10 protein-coding genes and 3 pseudogenes are annotated in these 16253 nt (G+C 72.5%); 4 read left to right on the forward strand and 9 right to left on the reverse strand.

The window, feature by feature from the left end; translation table 11 throughout:
• Positions 1–12: 12 nt before the first annotated feature.
• The 5 genes from ACKTSN_RS38435 to ACKTSN_RS38455 are packed head-to-tail and all read right to left on the reverse strand — an operon-like array spanning position 13 to position 4476.
• On the reverse strand, positions 13–882 hold the full coding sequence (locus ACKTSN_RS38435; protein WP_409473289.1) for a biotin-dependent carboxyltransferase family protein: 870 nt from the start codon (positions 880–882) through the stop codon (positions 13–15).
• Complete coding sequence (locus tag ACKTSN_RS38440) at positions 879–1568, reverse strand: 5-oxoprolinase subunit B family protein (protein WP_409473290.1); 690 nt, start codon at positions 1566–1568, stop codon at positions 879–881. Before ACKTSN_RS38440 ends, ACKTSN_RS38435 begins: the two co-directional genes overlap by 4 nt.
• Positions 1565–2323: a LamB/YcsF family protein gene (locus tag ACKTSN_RS38445; protein WP_409473291.1), complete on the reverse strand. Its 759-nt coding sequence runs from the start codon at positions 2321–2323 to the stop codon at positions 1565–1567. Before ACKTSN_RS38445 ends, ACKTSN_RS38440 begins: the two co-directional genes overlap by 4 nt.
• Positions 2324–2338: 15 nt before the next feature.
• Positions 2339–3160 carry a putative hydro-lyase gene (locus ACKTSN_RS38450; RefSeq protein ID WP_409473292.1) on the reverse strand — a complete coding sequence of 274 codons (822 nt, stop codon included), beginning with the start codon at positions 3158–3160 and terminating at the stop codon, positions 2339–2341.
• Positions 3157–4476: an MFS transporter gene (locus ACKTSN_RS38455; RefSeq protein WP_409473293.1), complete on the reverse strand. Its 1320-nt coding sequence runs from the start codon at positions 4474–4476 to the stop codon at positions 3157–3159. The genes ACKTSN_RS38450 and ACKTSN_RS38455 overlap by 4 nt, the downstream gene beginning before the upstream one ends.
• A 174-nt stretch (positions 4477–4650) precedes the next feature.
• On the opposite strand from ACKTSN_RS38455, the gene ACKTSN_RS38460 reads away from it, so the two are divergent.
• From ACKTSN_RS38460 to ACKTSN_RS38475, 4 genes are all read left to right on the forward strand, one after another.
• On the forward strand, positions 4651–5346 hold the full coding sequence (locus ACKTSN_RS38460) for a GntR family transcriptional regulator (RefSeq protein WP_409473294.1): 696 nt from the start codon (positions 4651–4653) through the stop codon (positions 5344–5346).
• Between the two features lie 92 nt (positions 5347–5438).
• Complete coding sequence (locus tag ACKTSN_RS38465; protein WP_409473295.1) at positions 5439–6965, forward strand: hypothetical protein; 1527 nt, start codon at positions 5439–5441, stop codon at positions 6963–6965.
• Positions 6966–7002: 37 nt separating this feature from the next.
• Positions 7003–7884: a hypothetical protein gene (locus ACKTSN_RS38470; protein ID WP_409473296.1), complete on the forward strand. Its 882-nt coding sequence runs from the start codon at positions 7003–7005 to the stop codon at positions 7882–7884.
• A gap of 57 nt (positions 7885–7941) precedes the next feature.
• Positions 7942–12744 (forward strand): hypothetical protein, encoded by a 4803-nt coding sequence (locus tag ACKTSN_RS38475; RefSeq protein ID WP_409473297.1) that lies wholly within the window; start codon positions 7942–7944, stop codon positions 12742–12744.
• Positions 12745–12881: 137 nt separating this feature from the next.
• Here the strand turns inward: ACKTSN_RS38475 and ACKTSN_RS38480 are convergent.
• The 4 genes and pseudogenes from ACKTSN_RS38480 to ACKTSN_RS38495 form a co-directional block, all read right to left on the reverse strand.
• A pseudogene (locus ACKTSN_RS38480) lies at positions 12882–14439 on the reverse strand (APC family permease).
• A 74-nt stretch (positions 14440–14513) separates the two neighbouring features.
• A pseudogene (locus ACKTSN_RS38485) lies at positions 14514–14701 on the reverse strand (aldehyde dehydrogenase family protein); the annotation flags it as partial.
• A gap of 67 nt (positions 14702–14768) precedes the next feature.
• Positions 14769–15437: pseudogene (locus ACKTSN_RS38490) on the reverse strand (SRPBCC family protein); the annotation flags it as partial.
• Positions 15438–15579: 142 nt separating this feature from the next.
• Positions 15580–16239, reverse strand: coding sequence for a hypothetical protein (locus ACKTSN_RS38495; RefSeq protein ID WP_409473298.1), 660 nt, complete (start codon positions 16237–16239; stop codon positions 15580–15582).
• Positions 16240–16253: the final 14 nt, after the last annotated feature.

Raw genomic sequence — 16253 nt, forward strand, 5'->3', positions numbered from 1 at the left:
GGGGTGCCTGAGTCAGCGACGGCGTACGGCCGCGAAGCGGACCGGGGTGCCCGGCACCGCCTGCGCGGCTGCCGGGAGGTCGCTCGCGCCGACGACCGCGATCACCGGGTAGCCGCCGGTGGTCGGGTGGTCGGCGAGGAAGACGACCGGCCGGCCGTCGGGCGGGACCTGGACCGCTCCCAGGACCACGCCCTCGCTGGGGAGTTCACCGGGGAGGACCCGCTCCAGGGCGGGTCCCTCCGTGCGCAGCCCGATGCGGTTGCTCGCGGCGGACACCCGGTACGTGCGGGACGTGAACGCGCGTACGGCCGCCGGTGTGAACCAGTCGTCGCGGGGACCGAGGGTCACGTGCAGGACGAGCTCGGCCGGGGGCGCCGGCTGCGGGGCGACGTCCACGCGCGCGTGCGGGCCGACCGGGCGCCCCAGGGGAAGCACCGCCCCGTCCGTGAGCGGTGGCGGGCCGAGCCCCGACAGCAGGTCGGTGGAGCGGCTGCCGAGGACCGGCTCGACGGCGATACCGCCGGAGACGGCCACATAACTGCGCACCCCGGAGACGGCCGCGCCGACGTCCAGGAGCGCCCCGGCGGGCACCCGCACCGGCGCACCCCAGGCGGCCGGGCGTCCGTCCACCGTGACCGGGCACGGGGCGCCGCCGACCGCCACGGTGACCGCAGAACGCGGCCGTAGCGCACAGCCGTTGAGGGTGGTCTCCAGGACGGCCGCCTCGGGCGGATTGCCGACCAGCCGGTTGACGAGCACCGCCGCAGGTGCGTCGAGCGCCCCGGAGCGGGGCACTCCGAGGTGGGCGTGGCCTGGGCGGCCCAGGTCCTGGGCGGTGGTCAGCGCCCCGGCCCGTACGACGGCGAGCGCGCGGTCGGTCATTCCGCCACCGCCGGTCCCGCCGCGCCAACCGGTCCAGCCGCTCCGGTCTGTCGCACCGGTCCGGCTCGTCCCACAGGTCCCACCTGCACGAAGTGCACGCGTGTGCCCGGTGACAGCAGCGCGGCCGGCACGCGCGCGTGGTCCCACAGCACGGTGTCCGTGGTGCCGATCAGCTGCCAGCCGCCCGGCGACGAGCGCGGATACACGCCCGTGTACGGGCCCGCCAGCGCCACCGCACCGGCCGGGACGGCCGTGCGCGGCGTGGCCCGGCGCGGGACGTCGTAGCGCGCCGGCAGGCCGGTGAGGTAGCCGAAGCCGGGGGCGAAACCGCAGAAGGCGACGGTGAATTCGGTGCCCGCGTGGATGCGCGCCACCTCCTGCTCGTCGACGCCCCAGTGTGCGGCGACGTCGGCCAGGTCCGGGCCGTCGTAGCGCACCGGGAGTTCGACGACCTCACGCGCGCGTGGGGGAGCGGGCGGCACCTCGGCGGCGGCCAGTTCGGCAGCCAGGTGCACCGGATCGGCGAGGCCGTCGAGGAGGACGGTGCGGGCCGCGGGGACGATCTCACGGACCGACAGCGCGCCCTCCGCGCGGCGGCGCAGCAGCTCCGCGTGCAGCGCCTGTGCCTCCTCGCCCGAGGACACCTCGACGAGCAGGGCGTCGTCGCCGACGGGCAGCGCCCTCATGCGAAGGCCTCCACCCGGATGCCCGATTCCTCCAGCCGCGCCCGCGCCCGGCGGGCCAGCTCGACGGCGCCGGGCGTGTCTCCGTGCAGGCACAGGGAACGCGCGCGTACCTCGATGCAGGAGCCGGACCGGGAGGTCACCGTCCCGGATCGCGCGAGGCTCAGGGACCGCTCCACGACCGCATCGGGATCGGTGACGACGGCCCCCTCCTGGCCGCGCGGCACGAGGTTGCCCTCGTCGGTGTACGCGCGATCCGCAAACGCCTCCGTGACGGCCGGGAGCCCCGACTTGGCTGCCAGCTCCAGCAGCCGCGAGCCGGGCAGCCCCAGCACGGGCAGCGTGACGTCCGCGAGGAGCACGCCGTCGACGACCGCGCCGGCCTGCTCCTCGTCGTGCACCACGCGGTTGTACAGCGCACCGTGCGGCTTGACGTACGCCACGCGGGCGCCCGCCGCCCGTGCGAAGACCTCCAGGGCGCCGATCTGGTACGCCACTTCGGCTGCCAGCTCGGCGGGTGGGACGTCCATCGCGCGCCGCCCGAACCCGGCCAGGTCTCGGTAGGAGACCTGGGCGCCGATCGTCACCCCGCGCGCGGCGGCCAGCTCGCACACCCGGCGCATGGTGGCCGCGTCCCCGGCGTGGAAGCCGCAGGCCACGTTGGCGCTGGTGACAACGGACAGCAACTGCTCGTCGTCGGTGAGCCGCCAGCGGCCGAAGCCCTCGCCGAGGTCGGCGTTCAGATCGATCGCGGTCATGGTCCCCTCTGGTGGTCAGGCCACGCGGTACTGCTCGTCGCGGGCGTCGGTCAGGAACATCTGGCCCGGTGCGTGGGTGATGGCGAACGGCGGTCGGGACGCCATCACCGCGGCCTGCGGAGTCACCCCGCAGGCCCAGAACACGGGGATGTCGTCCGCTTCGGCGTCCACCGGGTCGCCGAAGTCCGGGCGGGCCAGGTCGTCGATGCCGAGCCCCGACGGATCGCCGCAGTGCACGGGGCTGCCGTGCACCGCCGGGAGCAGGCTGCTCTCCCGGATCGCCGCCGCCAGGTGCTCGGGCGGCACGGGGCGCATGGACACCACCAGCGGGCCGTGCAGCCGTCCCGCCGGCCGGCACTGACGGCTCGTGACGTACATCGGGACGTTCCGGCCCTGCTCGATATGGCGGATCGGCACGCCTGCGCCGGTGAGCGCCCACTCGAAGGTGAAGCTGCAGCCGATCAGGAACGACACCAGGTCCTCCCGCCAGTGGCCGAGCACATCCGTCGGCTCGTCCACCAACTCGCCGTCCCGCCACACCCGGTAGCGCGGCAGGTCGGTGCGCAGGTCCGCGCCGGCCGCCAGCACCGTCGTCCACGAGCCGGCGTCCGTGACGTCGAGCACCGGGCAGGGCTTGGGGTTGCGCTGGCAGAACAGCAGCATGTCGTACGCCCAGTCCGCGGGCACCGAGATCAGGTTGACCTGGGTGTGGCCGGCCGCGACCCCGGCCGTCGGGCCGGTCAGTCCCGCGCGGAAGCGGGCTCGGGCCGTTTTCGGGCTCCACGCGCGCGCGTGCTCGTCGACAAGGGTCAGCGGACGGTCCTCCGTGCGGTTCACGCCAGCTCCTTCCCGCGCGTCTCGGGCAGCCCGAGCAGCGCCAGCGCCGCGAGTCCGTAGCCGACGGCACCGAAGACCAGCGCGCCGCCCACGCCCCAGCTGTCCGCCAGGAAGCCGACCGTCGTGGGAAAGACGGCGCCCACCGCGCGACCGGTGTTGTACGTGAATCCCTGCCCCGTGCCCCGCACCGCGGTCGGGTACAGCTCGCTCAGGAAGGAACCGAAGCCGCTGAAGATGGCCGACATGCAGAACCCGAGCGGGAAACCGAGCACCAGCACAAGGGTGTTGGCGCCGCTGGGAATGTTCGCGTACGCCAGGATGCAGACGGCCGACAGCAGCGCGAACAGCCAGATGTTGCGCCGGCGGCCCAGCCGGTCGGTGAGGTAACCGCCTGTCAGATAGCCGATGAAGGCGCCGGAGATGAGGAACGTGAGATAGCCACCGGTGCCGACGACCGACAGATCGCGCTCCGTCTTCAGATAGGTCGGCACCCAGGTCGCGAGCGTGTAGTAACCGCCCTGGACGCCGGTGGAGAGCAGCACCGCGAAGAACGTGGTGCGCAGCAGACCGGGCGCCTCGGCCGTGCCCGGCCGGAAAACGGCCGCAAAGGAACCCTTTTGCGGGTTCTTCTCCCGAGCTGCGGCCGCCTCGGGTGCGTCGTGCACCTGGCGTCGCATCCAGATGACCAGCACCGCCGGAAGCGCGCCGGTCCAGAACATCACGCGCCAGGCCAGGTCGTCGCCGAGGTACGAGAAGACCAGGGTGTACACGATCACGGCCAGGGCCCAGCCGACGGCCCAGGAGCTCTGGATCACTCCGAGGGTGCGGCCGCGGTGCTTCGCGCTCGCGTACTCGGCGACCAGGATCGCGCCGACCGCCCACTCGCCGCCGAAGCCGAGCCCCTGCAGGGCCCGGAAGACCAGAAGAGTCTCGTAGTTGGGCGCGAAGCCGCAGGCCACGGTGAAGACGGCGTACGTGATGACTGTGATCATCAGCGCCTTGACCCGGCCGATCCGGTCCGCCAGCACCCCGGCCAGGGCGCCGCCGACCGCGGAGACGACGAGTGTGACGGTGGTGAACAGGCCTGTCTGGCCGCTGTCCAGGCCGAAGTACGCGGCCAGCGCCACCATGCTCAGCGGAAGCGTGAAGTAGTCGTACGAGTCCAGCGCATAGCCGCCGAACGCGCCCGCGAAGGCGCGGCGGCCCCGCGGGCCGAGGGCGCGCAGCCAGGCGAACGCGCCGTCGTCGGCGGTGTGTTCACCCGCCCCGGGGCGGGTGTCGGTGGTCAGGGCCTGCGGTGGAGGGGTCGTGCTCATGGGCACCTCGCAGTGGGAGGACGGAGGGTGCTTGAGGATTGAGCCGTGCCGTGCGGAGGCGGTCGGTGCCGCGGTGGGGATGGGCGGCGCCGTTCGTAGCAAGGTAGAGGATCGTTGAACGATCCCTCAATACTCATGTTGTTTCGTTCTTGTATCTGCGATTGAATTCCGGGCATGGCAGAGCAGCTGACCGGACTGGCCGACGACCGCGCTCTCCTGGGGCGTACCAGCACTGCCGAACGGGTCTCGGACATCCTCAGGAGTCGCATCGCCGAGGGATACTTCCCGCCCGGCACCCGGCTGTCGGAGGACAGCATCGGCGGAGCGCTCGGGGTCTCCCGCAACACCCTGCGCGAGGCGTTCCGGCTGCTCACACATGAACGTCTGCTGGTCCACGAGCTGAACCGCGGCGTGTTCGTGCGGGTGCTGGCGGTGGAGGACGTCGAGGACATCTACCGCACCCGACGGCTCGTCGAGTGCGCGGTCGTCCGCGGTCTGGGCGAGCCGCCGTACGGCCTCGACGGCCTCGCGTCGGCGGTGACGCAGGGGCAGCGGGCCGCCGTCGAGAATGACTGGAAAGGTCTGGGGACGGCCAACATCCACTTCCACCGGGAGCTGGTCGCGCTCGCCGGCAGTGAGCGTACCGACGAGCTGATGCGCAGCGTCTTCGCCGAACTGCGCCTCGCCTTCCATGTCGTGGACGACCCACGCCGGCTGCACGAGCCGTACCTCATGCGCAACCGCCAGATCCTCCAGGCACTGCAGGCGGGGGACCGGGTCGAGGCCGAGCGGCTGCTGGAGACCTACCTCGACGACTCGCTCAAGCGGGTCGTGGAGGTGTACCGGCGTCGGGTGGGCGAGGACGACTAGAGCGTTCACCGTCGTCGGTGTGACAACCCTGACGCAGGGGCGCATCTGCGTCGTTTGGGTCGTTGTCAGACCGAGGACCTAATCTGTGCACCGTGACTTCGCCTGCATCGACGGACAGCGTTCCGCCCCAGTTCAGCGCGGGGCCGCGACCCGCTCCGGGTCCGGCCGCCGACGAGGGACTGGCGCGGCGGCTGCGCGCGCTCGCCTGCACCGCGCCGCTGCACGATCTCGATGCGCGCAAAGCCAACCTCGCCGGCGAGTACGCGGTGTACGGCATGGCGGAGGTCGCCCTCGCGGCGATCGACCTGGTCACGCTGAACATGGACTTCGACACCGGCGCCGACCACGACCAGGTCGTCGCCCGGCTCCTGCCTCGCATCGCCGCGCAGGCCCCGCAGCGACCCGTCGCCGAGCACGAGCGTGTGGCCCGCTGGGTGCTGGAGAACCTGATCAACGTCGGCAGCGTGGACCGCGGATTTCGGGCGGTGTACGGCACATTCGCACCGGATGGGACGTATGTCCGGCGTGACTACGACTTCAAGCTGATCGAGGAGGTGCCGGGCCCCGGCGGCAGCGTCTATCTCCGTACGACGGACGAGGCGGTCAACGTCCTCGTCGGCGCCCTCGACACCGACGTCACCAGCGCGCAGATCGCCGCCGAGGTCAAGCTGGAGGTGCTGATCAACCGCGGCCGGCTCGCGGACGCCCAGCTGGCGGCCGAGCAGGCCCGCTACCGGACCGTGCAGTACTCGGAGACCCTCCGCAAGGCGCTCGAGGCGACTCGGCGCAACGTCCGTGCAGTGGACTGGCTGAACACCGTGCCCGACATGATCGCCGAGGCGCTCGACCACGTGGCAGACCGCTATCGGCACGAGAACGCGATCCTCACCAACATCCGCAGGGCGCGCGACGAGTCGGAGGACCCCGAGCACAAGCGGCGGGCCGCCGAACTGGTCGACATCGTCAAGGACTGCATCCGTCGGCACACCCAGTTGCAGTCGCGGCTGTTGGAGGCCGGCCCGCTGTTCCGGGCCGAGCAGGACCGGCAGGCCTTCGCCGCGCCGATGGCGACGTCGGGCATAGACCTGTACGGCCATCTCGTCGCGCCGGTGCTCCCGTTGCCGCTGAAGCAGGCGATCCGCGTCACGGACGCATTCTTCGCGCGGGGCACCGGACTGCGCACGCCGGTGTCCGTTCGGATGGGGGACCTGCTGGACCTCCTGCTGACTCCGCCGGCGGAGCGGGAGCATCTGGGGGCCGAGATGCCGGAGCCGGACCTGATCGCGACGCCGGACGACAGCCGGTTCAGCGAGGAGCAGTTGGCGGCGGCCACGGAGCTGCTGGATCTGCCGGCGGATGCGCCGCGGCGGTTGTCGGGGTTGTTGGCTCAGGCTCGGCGGCGCGATCCCGACCTGCCCTATCTCGTCGCCCTGTTGGCTGTCCACGCGGCCAGCCCGGCGGTCGGCACGGCCTACCGGCAGGGGGAGGAGAAGCTCCTGTTCGCCGTGGACGACGGGACCGAGCTGGACGACCCCGAGTTCGGCGGGGCCGATCTCATCGTCGGTACGGCTCTGCTGGATGCGGCAGGGATGGCGGCCGACAGGACAGAGGCGGCATGAGTACATACGAGCACCAGCGCAGCGAGGAGCACCGACCGTGAGCGAGAACGTCGACCGGAGTGAGCCGGAGGCCGGTGCCCCGCCCGCCTCCGCCGCCGTCACCCCTGCCGACGCCGCCGACGCGGCGCGGCTCGTGGCGTTCGGACTGCAGCCGAAGCTGCTGCCCGCACGGGATCAGGAGTACGCGGATCGGCTGCGCCGGTACCGGGAGGATCCGGCGTTCGCGCGGCTCGCGGATGCCGTCGCCACCGGGCTCGGGCTGGTCGTCCTGGAGGTTTCGCCGCGTGCGGGGATGGCGGTGACCGCTGCGGAGGATTCGGTGTTCGCCGTTCGCATGGGCGACTATGCGCGGCGCACAGCTGCCGACTCCGGGGACCGGTTCCTGCACGGGCTCGCACATCTCGCCGTGGCAGCCATGGCGTTTCCGCGGCCCGAGGATCTGGCCGACGACGGCTACATCGGGCGCGTGACGGTCAACGGCGTCGACGCCTTCGTGCGCCAGGCCTGCCGGCGGCTGGAGGAGCGGGCGGCCGAGCAGGGGGAGAACACCGACCCCGCCACGGACGCGCCCGGGCTGGAAGCCGCGTGGCGGATCTGGGTCAGACGCAGTGCAACGGGTGCCACGAAGGACGCGCGCCGACTCGCGGGTTCCACGACCGGCATCGTCGGCAAGGCCGTGGCGTTCCTCACCGACTCCGGGTTCCTGCAGCGCACCGGCGACGACAACGGCGGGACGTACCGGACGACCGCCCGCTACCAGCTCCAGGTGCGCGACATGGCGGGCAGCGCCGCCATGGCCGAGCTGCTGGATCTGGGCGTCGTCCCGGTCACCGACGGCACGCCGACACTGTTGCCCGCCGAGGACACCGACGACCTGGAGCTGGTGGCCGACGCCGGGCTGCCGTTCCACTCCGCCTGAACTCCCTTTCCTGACGAATTCCTGACGAAGACTGACGAAGGCTTACGAGAGTCCGCCATGTACGAGCTGTCCCGGGTCCGCCTTTACTCCATCGGGCCCGCCGGTGCGCGCTACGCCGACACCGTGCTTGACCTGCGCGGTGTGGGCGAGCCCGTGCCCGACCCCGCGCCCACCCAGGCGGAGTTCTTCGAGGAGGAGCCCGTCGGTCCGCCGCGCCGGCCCGCGCCCGCCGGTGTGCTCTTCCTGGAGAACGGCGGCGGCAAATCCGTCCTGCTGAAGCTGATCTTCTCGGTGATGTTGCCCGGTCACCGGAACACTCTGGGGGGCGCCAGCTCCGGAGTGCTGCGGAAGTTCCTGCTCGCCGACGACTGCGGGCACGTGGCGCTGGAGTGGCAGCATGTGCAGACCGGCGAGTGCGTCGTCGTCGGCAAGGTGAGCGAATGGCGGGGCCGTCAGGTCTCCAACGACCCGCGGAAGTTCGCCGAGGCCTGGTACTCCTTCCGTCCCGGGCCCGGGCTCACGCTGGACAACCTGCCCGTGGCCGAGGCCACCGCCATACGGCCGCCCGCCGAGGGCCAGTCCGGCGCGCAGGGCCGTCGGCGCACCATGAAGGGCTTCCGGGACGCGCTCACCGAGGCGGGCAAGGCGTACCCGCACCTGGAAGTGCACTGGGAGGAGATCCACGACCGGTGGATCGAGCACCTCGGCGACCTCGGCCTCGACCCCGAACTCTTCCGCTACCAGCGGGAGATGAACGCCGACGAGGGCGAGGCCGCCGGCCTCTTCGCGGTCAAGAAGGACTCCGACTTCACCGACCTGCTGCTGCGCGCGGTCACCGACACCCGGGACACCGACGGGCTCGCCGACCTCGTCAGCGGCTTCGGCAACAAGCTGGGGCGGCGCGCCGAGCTGATCGCCGAGCGTGATTTCACTGCCGGGTCGGTCGACCTGCTCGGGCGGATCGTGGGGGCCGCCGAAGCGCGTGCCCGCGCGCGTGACATCCACGCCGGCGCCGAGCGGCGGACGCGGACGCTGGCCCGGCGGCTGTCCGCGCGCGGCGCCCAGGAGCGGGTGCGGGCCGCCGACCTCGCCCAGCGGGTCACGGCCGCAGCCTACGCGGTCACCCACGCCGAGTCGGGGCGCGAGCGCAGCGCGCTGATCACCGCCGAACTCGCCTACCGGCACGCCTCGTTGGCGCTGGCCGCAGCCGAGAAGTCGGCGGCCGCGCAGAAACGCGAGCTCGCCGACGCACGCACGTTGTACGCGGCCTGGCAGGCCGCCGAAGTCGTGCTGCGGCACCGCGCCGCCGCCGACCGGGTCGCACGCGTGGCCGCCGCCATCCAGGAGGCCGAGCGGGACGCCGCCCCCGCGCTGGCCGCCCGGACCAAGGCCGCCGTCGACCTCGTACGGGCCCTGCACGCGGCCGCGGAGAGCGCCGAGGTCCTCGCCGACGAGGAGGAGGAGCGGTCCGCGGGGTTGCAGGAGGTCAGCGAGTCCGCGTACGGGGACTCCACCGCCGCCGCCACGCAGGCGCAGCGGGCCCGCAGCGAGACCGGGCACCTGCGTCAGCGCCTCACCGAGGTCGAGCAGGAGACCGCCGAGGCGGTGCGCGCGGGCTGGCTCGACGACAGCGCACCCGACGCCGATCCGGCCCGCGCGGCCCTCGCGGCCAGCGATGCCGAGAAGTCGGCGGTGGCCGCCTGGGACACGGCGCGTGAGGCGTCTCGCCGGGCGAGCGAGCACGCGCGTGAGGCCGCCTCGGCGGAGTCCCGCGCCGAGCTGACGGCGGCCCGCGCGGCGGACGCGGCCTCGGCGGCCGAGCGGTCGTACGAGGCGGAGCGCCGTATCGCCGAGGGGCTGGCCGCGGAGGAGCGGTTGGCGGAGCTGCTCAGCCTGCCCGGCTCCGGCGGCGCGGCGTCCGGTCCCGTGCCCGCATCTCGAGCGGGTGCCGACGGGACGAGCGGGGGCGGGCGACAGGGTTCCGGGGACGGTGCCCCGTCGGAGGCCGCGGACGGCCTCACCGGCAGCGCTCCAGCGGCGGGTGCCGATGCAGCCGACGGCACGGCCGGGCGGGGTGCGGGCACGGACGCGGCCGACACCCCGTCGCGCCGCCCGCGCCAGGACGCCCGCAGGACTCAGCGTCCCCTCGCCGAGGGCGCCCTCACCGCCGAGGAACTGGACCGCTTCGCCGACGAGTTGCGCGAGCTGCTCGACGACGCGGTCTCCTCGGCCGAGCGGCAGCTGTTCGAGCTGAGGACGGCCGCAGCCGACGACGCCCGGATCCTCGGTGCGCTCGGTGACGGCGGGCTGCTGCCGCCCGGCCCGGACGTGCTGGCCACGGTGGAGTACCTCGGCGAGCACGGCATCCCCGCGCTGCCGGGCTGGCGCTATCTCGCCCAGGCCGTCGATCCCGCCGACCACGCGCGCGTGCTGGCCGCGCGTCCGGAGCTGGTCGACGGCGTGATCATCACCGACCCGGCATCGCACGCACGCGCCCGGGAGGCGCTGAGCGAGGCCGCGCTGCTGCCCCGCTCCGCCGTGGCGGTCGGCACGGCCGCCGCCCTGCTCGCACCCACCCCGCCCGCCGACTCGACCCCCGGCGACGTGTTCCTCGTCCCGCCGAACCCGGCCATGCACGACGAGCACGCCGCCGACGAGGAGCGGCAGGCGCTGCGCGCGCGGGCCACCGAACGGGACCAGGGGATCCGCACGCTCGCGGCGCGGCTCGGCAAGGATCGTGAACTGGCCGCACGCCTTGCCTCGTGGCGTACGGGCTGTCCGGCCGGCCGGCTGGTCGAACTGGCGCAGGCCGCGCGGGAGGCGCGCGCGTTCGCCGAAGAGACCGAGGCCGAGCTGACCGAGGCACGAACCGTGCGGGCCGAGGCCGAGGAGGCCGCCGCGGAGGCCGCGCAGGTGCGCGAGGAGCGGCAGGAGGCCGCACAGAAGGCCCGGCGCGCCGCCGACGCCCTCGCCGGGCTGGCCTTCCGGCTGCGCGAGCGGGCCGGCTGGCAGGTGAAGCTGCGTGAACTCGCCGACGAGGCCACCGAGTCGGAGGCCCGCGCCCAGGCCTGCCTGGAGCGTGCCCGCGCCGCTGACGAGGACCGGCGTGCCGCCCAGCGGGCCGCCGACGACGCCCGCCGCACCGCGCGTGCGCTGCGCGCCGAGCGCTCCGAGATCGCCGGCGCCCCCGATGACGTACCGGAAGACGTCACGGACGCGCCGAAGGCGGCCCTGCCCGCTCTGCGCGAGGCCTATCGCGCCGCGTCCCAGGTGTACGAGAAGGTCGGCGTCGGCGCCGACCTGCGGGCCGAGCAGGCGCGCGCGGAGAGCGACGAGAGCGCGGCGCGCGCGGAGCTGGACCGGTTGAGCAACAAGGTCCGCACGCGCGCGGAGCAGCTGCTCGAGTCTCCCGACGGTTCCGACGGGCCGTCCCGGCAGGCCGCCGCCGCGCGCGCGGAGGAGCTCGTACAGCTCCTGGAGACCCGGATGTCCAGCGCCAGCGAGCACCTCGGCCGACTGCGCGGCGAGGCCGAGCGGCATGCACCCGAGGACGGCGACGCCCACACCGAGCTGCCCGAGGAGCTCCAGCCCCGCGACGCCGAGCACGCGCAGGCGCTACTGCGCACGGCGACCGCGGAGCTGGCCTCGCGCACGGAGGCGTTGACGCAGGCCCGGGAGGCGCACGCCGAGCTCCTCGACGCGCATCGCGCCGCGGAGGACGCGGCGGGCGGCTTCGACGAGATCGCCGCGCTGCTGCGCGACCTGCTGCGCGAGCACGCCGGGGACGAGGAGCAGGAGGCGCCGGAGCCGTACCCGGGCGGTCTCGAGGACGCCCGGCAGTCCGCCGCCGAGGCCCGCCGGTCCCTGCGCGGCTGCGCCGCCGACCTGTCGGCCGCCGAGGCCGCCGTCCGGGAGGCGAGCGACATCCTCGTCCGGCACGCCAACTCCACCCGCTACGAGCAGGTGCGCACCCCCGCCCGGCAGCAGATCCGCGAGCTGCCCGCATCCGCACTGCCCGAGCACGCCCAGAAGTGGGCCGATGCCTTCGCGCCCCGACTGCGCGTCCTCACCGACGAGTTGGCGCAGCTGGAGCGCAACCGTGACTCGATCGTGGACCGGCTGCGTGGGCTGGTCGACTCGGCGCTGGCCACCCTGCGCTCGGCGCAGCGGCTGTCCCGGCTGCCCGAAGGGCTCGGCGAGTGGTCCGGGCAGGAGTTCCTGCGCATCCGTTTCGAGGAACCCGACCAGGCCACCCTCACCGAGCGGCTCGGCGAGGTCATCGACGAGGCGACCCGGGCCGCCGTCAAGAAGAACTCCGACCTGCGGCGGGACGGCATGTCCCTGCTGCTGCGGGGCGTGGCCGCGGCACTCCAGCCCAAGGGCGTCGCCGTCGAGATCCTCAAGCCGGACGCCGTCCTGCGCGCGGAGCGCGTCCCCGTCGGGCAGATGGGCGATGTGTTCTCCGGCGGCCAGCTGCTCACCGCGGCCATCGCCCTGTACTGCACGATGGCCGCGCTGCGCTCCAACGACCGGGGCCGCGACAAGCACCGGCACGCCGGCACGCTGTTCCTCGACAACCCCATCGGCCGCGCCAACGCCACGTACCTGCTGGAGCTCCAGCGCGCCGTGTCGGACGCTCTGGGCGTCCAGCTCCTCTACACCACCGGCCTGTTCGACACCACGGCACTCGCCGAGTTCCCGCTGGTCATCCGGCTGCGCAACGACGCGGACCTGCGCGCGGGCCTGAAGTACATCAGCGTGGAGGAACACCTCCGGCCGGGACTTCCGCGTGAGGCTCCCGCCGGCGAAGCCGGGCACAGCGAGATCACGGCGACGCGGATGTTCAAGCGACCGGCCTAGTCATCCGCCTTGATCAGATTCGCTTGGGGTTCTCGGAGAACCGGGCCGCGACCACGTTGCCCGCCGTGCCGCCGCCGACCGCCACGTAGTCGAACTCATCGATGTACCTGAGCTGTTGACCTCATTGTGGCCGGATCTCAGTCTGCCGGCGGGGCGGTGAGCGGGGCGGCGGTCTCCAGCCGGTGCTCGGCGAGGACGCCGGTGCGGTGGCGCTGGACGAACCAGTAGTAGGCGAAGCCGCCGCCCGCGATGATCGCGACGAACAGCACGGCACCCCACTGCAGGTACCAGTGGAACGGGGCCGTTGCGTTGTAGACGGAGGCCCGCGGCCAGATCAGGTTGACCGTCATGACCGCGCCCCACACCACCGCGCCGATGTTGACGGGCAGCCCCCAGCGACCCAGCGAGAACCTGCCCTCCGCTGGTTGCCACTTCCCCCGCAGCCGGGCCACCAGCATGGGCGCGGTGACGCCGAGGTAGGCGAGGTAGATCATGATGATGCCGATGCTGGTGACGACGGTGAAGATCTGCGGCTGGCGGATGTTGACCACGAGGATCGCGAGCGCGAGGACCCCGATGATCACGGCCGGCAGCACCGGCGTCTGGAAGCGCGGGCTGACCCGGGCCATCAGGGAGGGCGCGGGCAGGTTGTTGTCCCGGGCCATCGCGAACGCCAGCCGGATCGCCGCCGTGTGGACGGCACAGGGCGCACACCGTGACCGCGATCAGCACGCACCACAGCATCGCCTTGCCGGCGGTGGGGCCGAGCACGTCGAGCACGATGTACTGCAGACCCTCCGTCGACAGCTTGTCCCCGTTGAGGGTGGAGACGCTCATCAGCGCGAGCAGCAGGACCAGTCCGCCCAGGGCGAAGGAGGCGACGATCGCCCGGATGATGGCGCGGGGCGCGTTCCGGGACGGGTCGAGGGACTCCTCGCCGAGGGAGGCGGCGGTGTCGAAGCCGTACATGACGTACGCCGACGCCAGCGAGGCCACCAGGAACGCGCCCAGGTAGCCGGCCGAGTGGCCCGCGCCGGTGCCGGCGGTGTCCGTGACCACCTGTGGGCCACGCGTGATGTTCGCCGCGAGCAGCACGATCAGTACGACGGTGGCGATCAGCTCGATGAACACGCCCGCCGTGTTGATCCGGGCCATCAGCTTGACGCCGAAGGCGTTCACCACGGTGGTGAACAGGATCAACACCGCGGCCAGGATGACCGCGTTGGTCGCCACGTCGTAGGTGCCGGTGCCGTCCCCGACGAACTGGAACACATCGGATATCTGCGGAAGCGTCAGCTGGTACGCGAGCGCCACGGCCGAGATCGAGACGATGGAGGCGACCAGCATCATCCAGCCCGCGAGCCAGCCCAGATGCGGATTGCCGATCTTCTTCGACCAGTTGTAGACCGAGCCCGCGACCGGATAGCGAGCTGCCAGCTCCGCGAAACACAGGGCGACCATGAACTGGCCGGCGAAGACCATCGGCCACGACCACCAGTAGGCGGGGCCGCCGCTGCCGTAGCCGAAGTAGAACAGCTGGAACGTGCCGGTCAGGATCGAGATGTAGCTGATCCCGGCGGCGAAGGTGTGGAAGTTGCCGAGGGTGCGCCTGAGTTCGGGTTTGTAGCCGAACTCGGCGAGTTCGTCGTCGTCGTGACCGGGTTGTCCGGCGGGTGATTGCCGGGTTGTCGTCATGGGCGGGCTCCTGGTGGGGCTGGGGGACGGTGGGGAGTACGCGGCTCGTGCGGTGCCGGGATCAGTGGGGCGGGACTGAACCAGCCCTGGGGGAGGGCGCGGTGTTGCGCCAGATGTGCTTCGTCTCGCGGTACTCGGCGAGCACCGCCGGCCCGAGTTCGCGCCCGAATCCGGAGTGCTTGACGCCGCCCCACTCCGCCTGCGGGACGTACGGCTGGTAGTCGTTGATCCAGACCGTGCCCAAGCACAGCCGCGCTGCGACCGGCGAGCCGTCTGCGGGGCAGCGGATCTCACGGGTGCGCTCGTCGAGGAGACGGCGCCACTCGCCGTCAATGAACAGGTCCGGCATGGCTGCCTCCCAGCCTCTCGACCAGCCATTCGTGGGAGACCCCGATGTGGTGCTCGTTGGGGACAGCACACCCCTTTTGCGGTACGCGCGGGAACCCATCGCCGACGGGGTCCTTTCACACGCCTCGAAGTCCTGCACGTTCACCCGGTGAAACAGCCTCACCGACTTCGACACGTCCGCCCCCGACGCCACCACCTCCGGCGCGTACAGCCAGTCGCAGTCGACGACCGTGCGGCCCTCGGCCGGCGGGAACATCCGGTGCAGGATGACGTGATCCGGTACGAGGTTGATGAAGACCGCTGCGTAGCCGTCGGCGAACTCCGGGAGGGCATTGGTGAGTTCGGGATGGATCGTCGCGCAGTGGCAGCACTCCATGAAGTTCTTGACGATCAGCTTCCAGTTCGCCTTCACGTCATAGGTGATGCGTTTTCCGAGCACGAGGTTCTCCGTGCCGTAGTGCTCGATGGCGGCCGCGTCACCAAGCCGCTCGACGGCCGCGCCCGTCACCGTCTCCTCGAAGGAGGGGGGTTCGTCGGCGAGGCACAACCCAGGCGTAGCGGAGCCACTCGCGCAGCGCCACCTTGATCAATCCGTGCTCGACGCGATCGAGGTCCGGCACCTTGATCAAATTAGGGGCGCGAACTCTGCGCCAGGAAGGACGCGAGTCCGTGGGCGGGGAAGGGAGAGTGGAGTCGTCCGCACTCTGAGTGGAAGCCTCTTGGCGGAACAGACTGACCGCCGCCACCGGCGGGAGCCCGACGCCGTGGCTCCCGCCGCCGAGGACAGGTACCTCAGGGGTGCGACAGCTGTCCGGTGCCGCCCCGGCGGCGTATTCGCTGCTGCGTGCGCTCGGTGGCCCGTGCCCTGCGCCGTGCCCTGCGCCGTTCGCGGCGCAAAGCGCGTGCGGTGCTGCTCGGCCTCGACACCACGCCGTTGCGCTGATTCCAGACCTGACGCGTCACCCATACGTCGAGCACACTCCAGGTCGCCACCACGGTGCTGACGACACTGCTGATCACCATGGGGAACGCCAGCCAGGATCCGGCCATCGTGCACAGGAAGGCGACCATCGCCTGGATCAACGTCACGGCGATGATGAGCACCGCCCGCACGGCTGCCGTCCGCACCGGGTCGGGCAGCCGACGGCGCTTCGCGGGCTCCTCTATCCACAACGGTCGGTAGTACGACCGCCCTTGGGCTGCATCCGACTCATCGGACCCCGCGGCGCGCCCGTATCCCGCCGCTTCGGTGCCCATACCCGCCGGAGCGTCACGCCCTTCCCCCGACAAGCCCGCGTCGGCCGCCTCCCGTCCCTGCCTGGCCGCGCGCCGGTCCGCCGGCTCGGGTCCGCCTGCCGGAATGTCGCGATCCGGTGCCCTGGTGTCCCGCTGCTCCCTCACCCGCGCGGCCGCGCCGTCCGCGGGCGCCTCACGAAGCTCCGCCGTGCCCATCACCGTGTCACTCC

This window comes from Streptomyces flavusporus, assembly GCF_046267975.1.
Classification (GTDB): Bacteria; Actinomycetota; Actinomycetes; order Streptomycetales; family Streptomycetaceae; genus Streptomyces; species Streptomyces flavusporus.

Coding starts and splice junctions, on each gene's coding strand:
- ACKTSN_RS38440 (WP_409473290.1), bottom strand. CDS start 1,568: ATGAGGGCGCTGCCCGTCGGCGACGACGCCCTGCTCGTCGAGGTGTCC.
- ACKTSN_RS38475 (WP_409473297.1), top strand. CDS start 7,942: ATGTACGAGCTGTCCCGGGTCCGCCTTTACTCCATCGGGCCCGCCGGT.
- ACKTSN_RS38460 (WP_409473294.1), top strand. CDS start 4,651: ATGGCAGAGCAGCTGACCGGACTGGCCGACGACCGCGCTCTCCTGGGG.
- ACKTSN_RS38495 (WP_409473298.1), bottom strand. CDS start 16,239: ATGGGCACGGCGGAGCTTCGTGAGGCGCCCGCGGACGGCGCGGCCGCG.
- ACKTSN_RS38445 (WP_409473291.1), bottom strand. CDS start 2,323: ATGACCGCGATCGATCTGAACGCCGACCTCGGCGAGGGCTTCGGCCGC.
- ACKTSN_RS38455 (WP_409473293.1), bottom strand. CDS start 4,476: ATGAGCACGACCCCTCCACCGCAGGCCCTGACCACCGACACCCGCCCC.
- ACKTSN_RS38435 (WP_409473289.1), bottom strand. CDS start 882: ATGACCGACCGCGCGCTCGCCGTCGTACGGGCCGGGGCGCTGACCACC.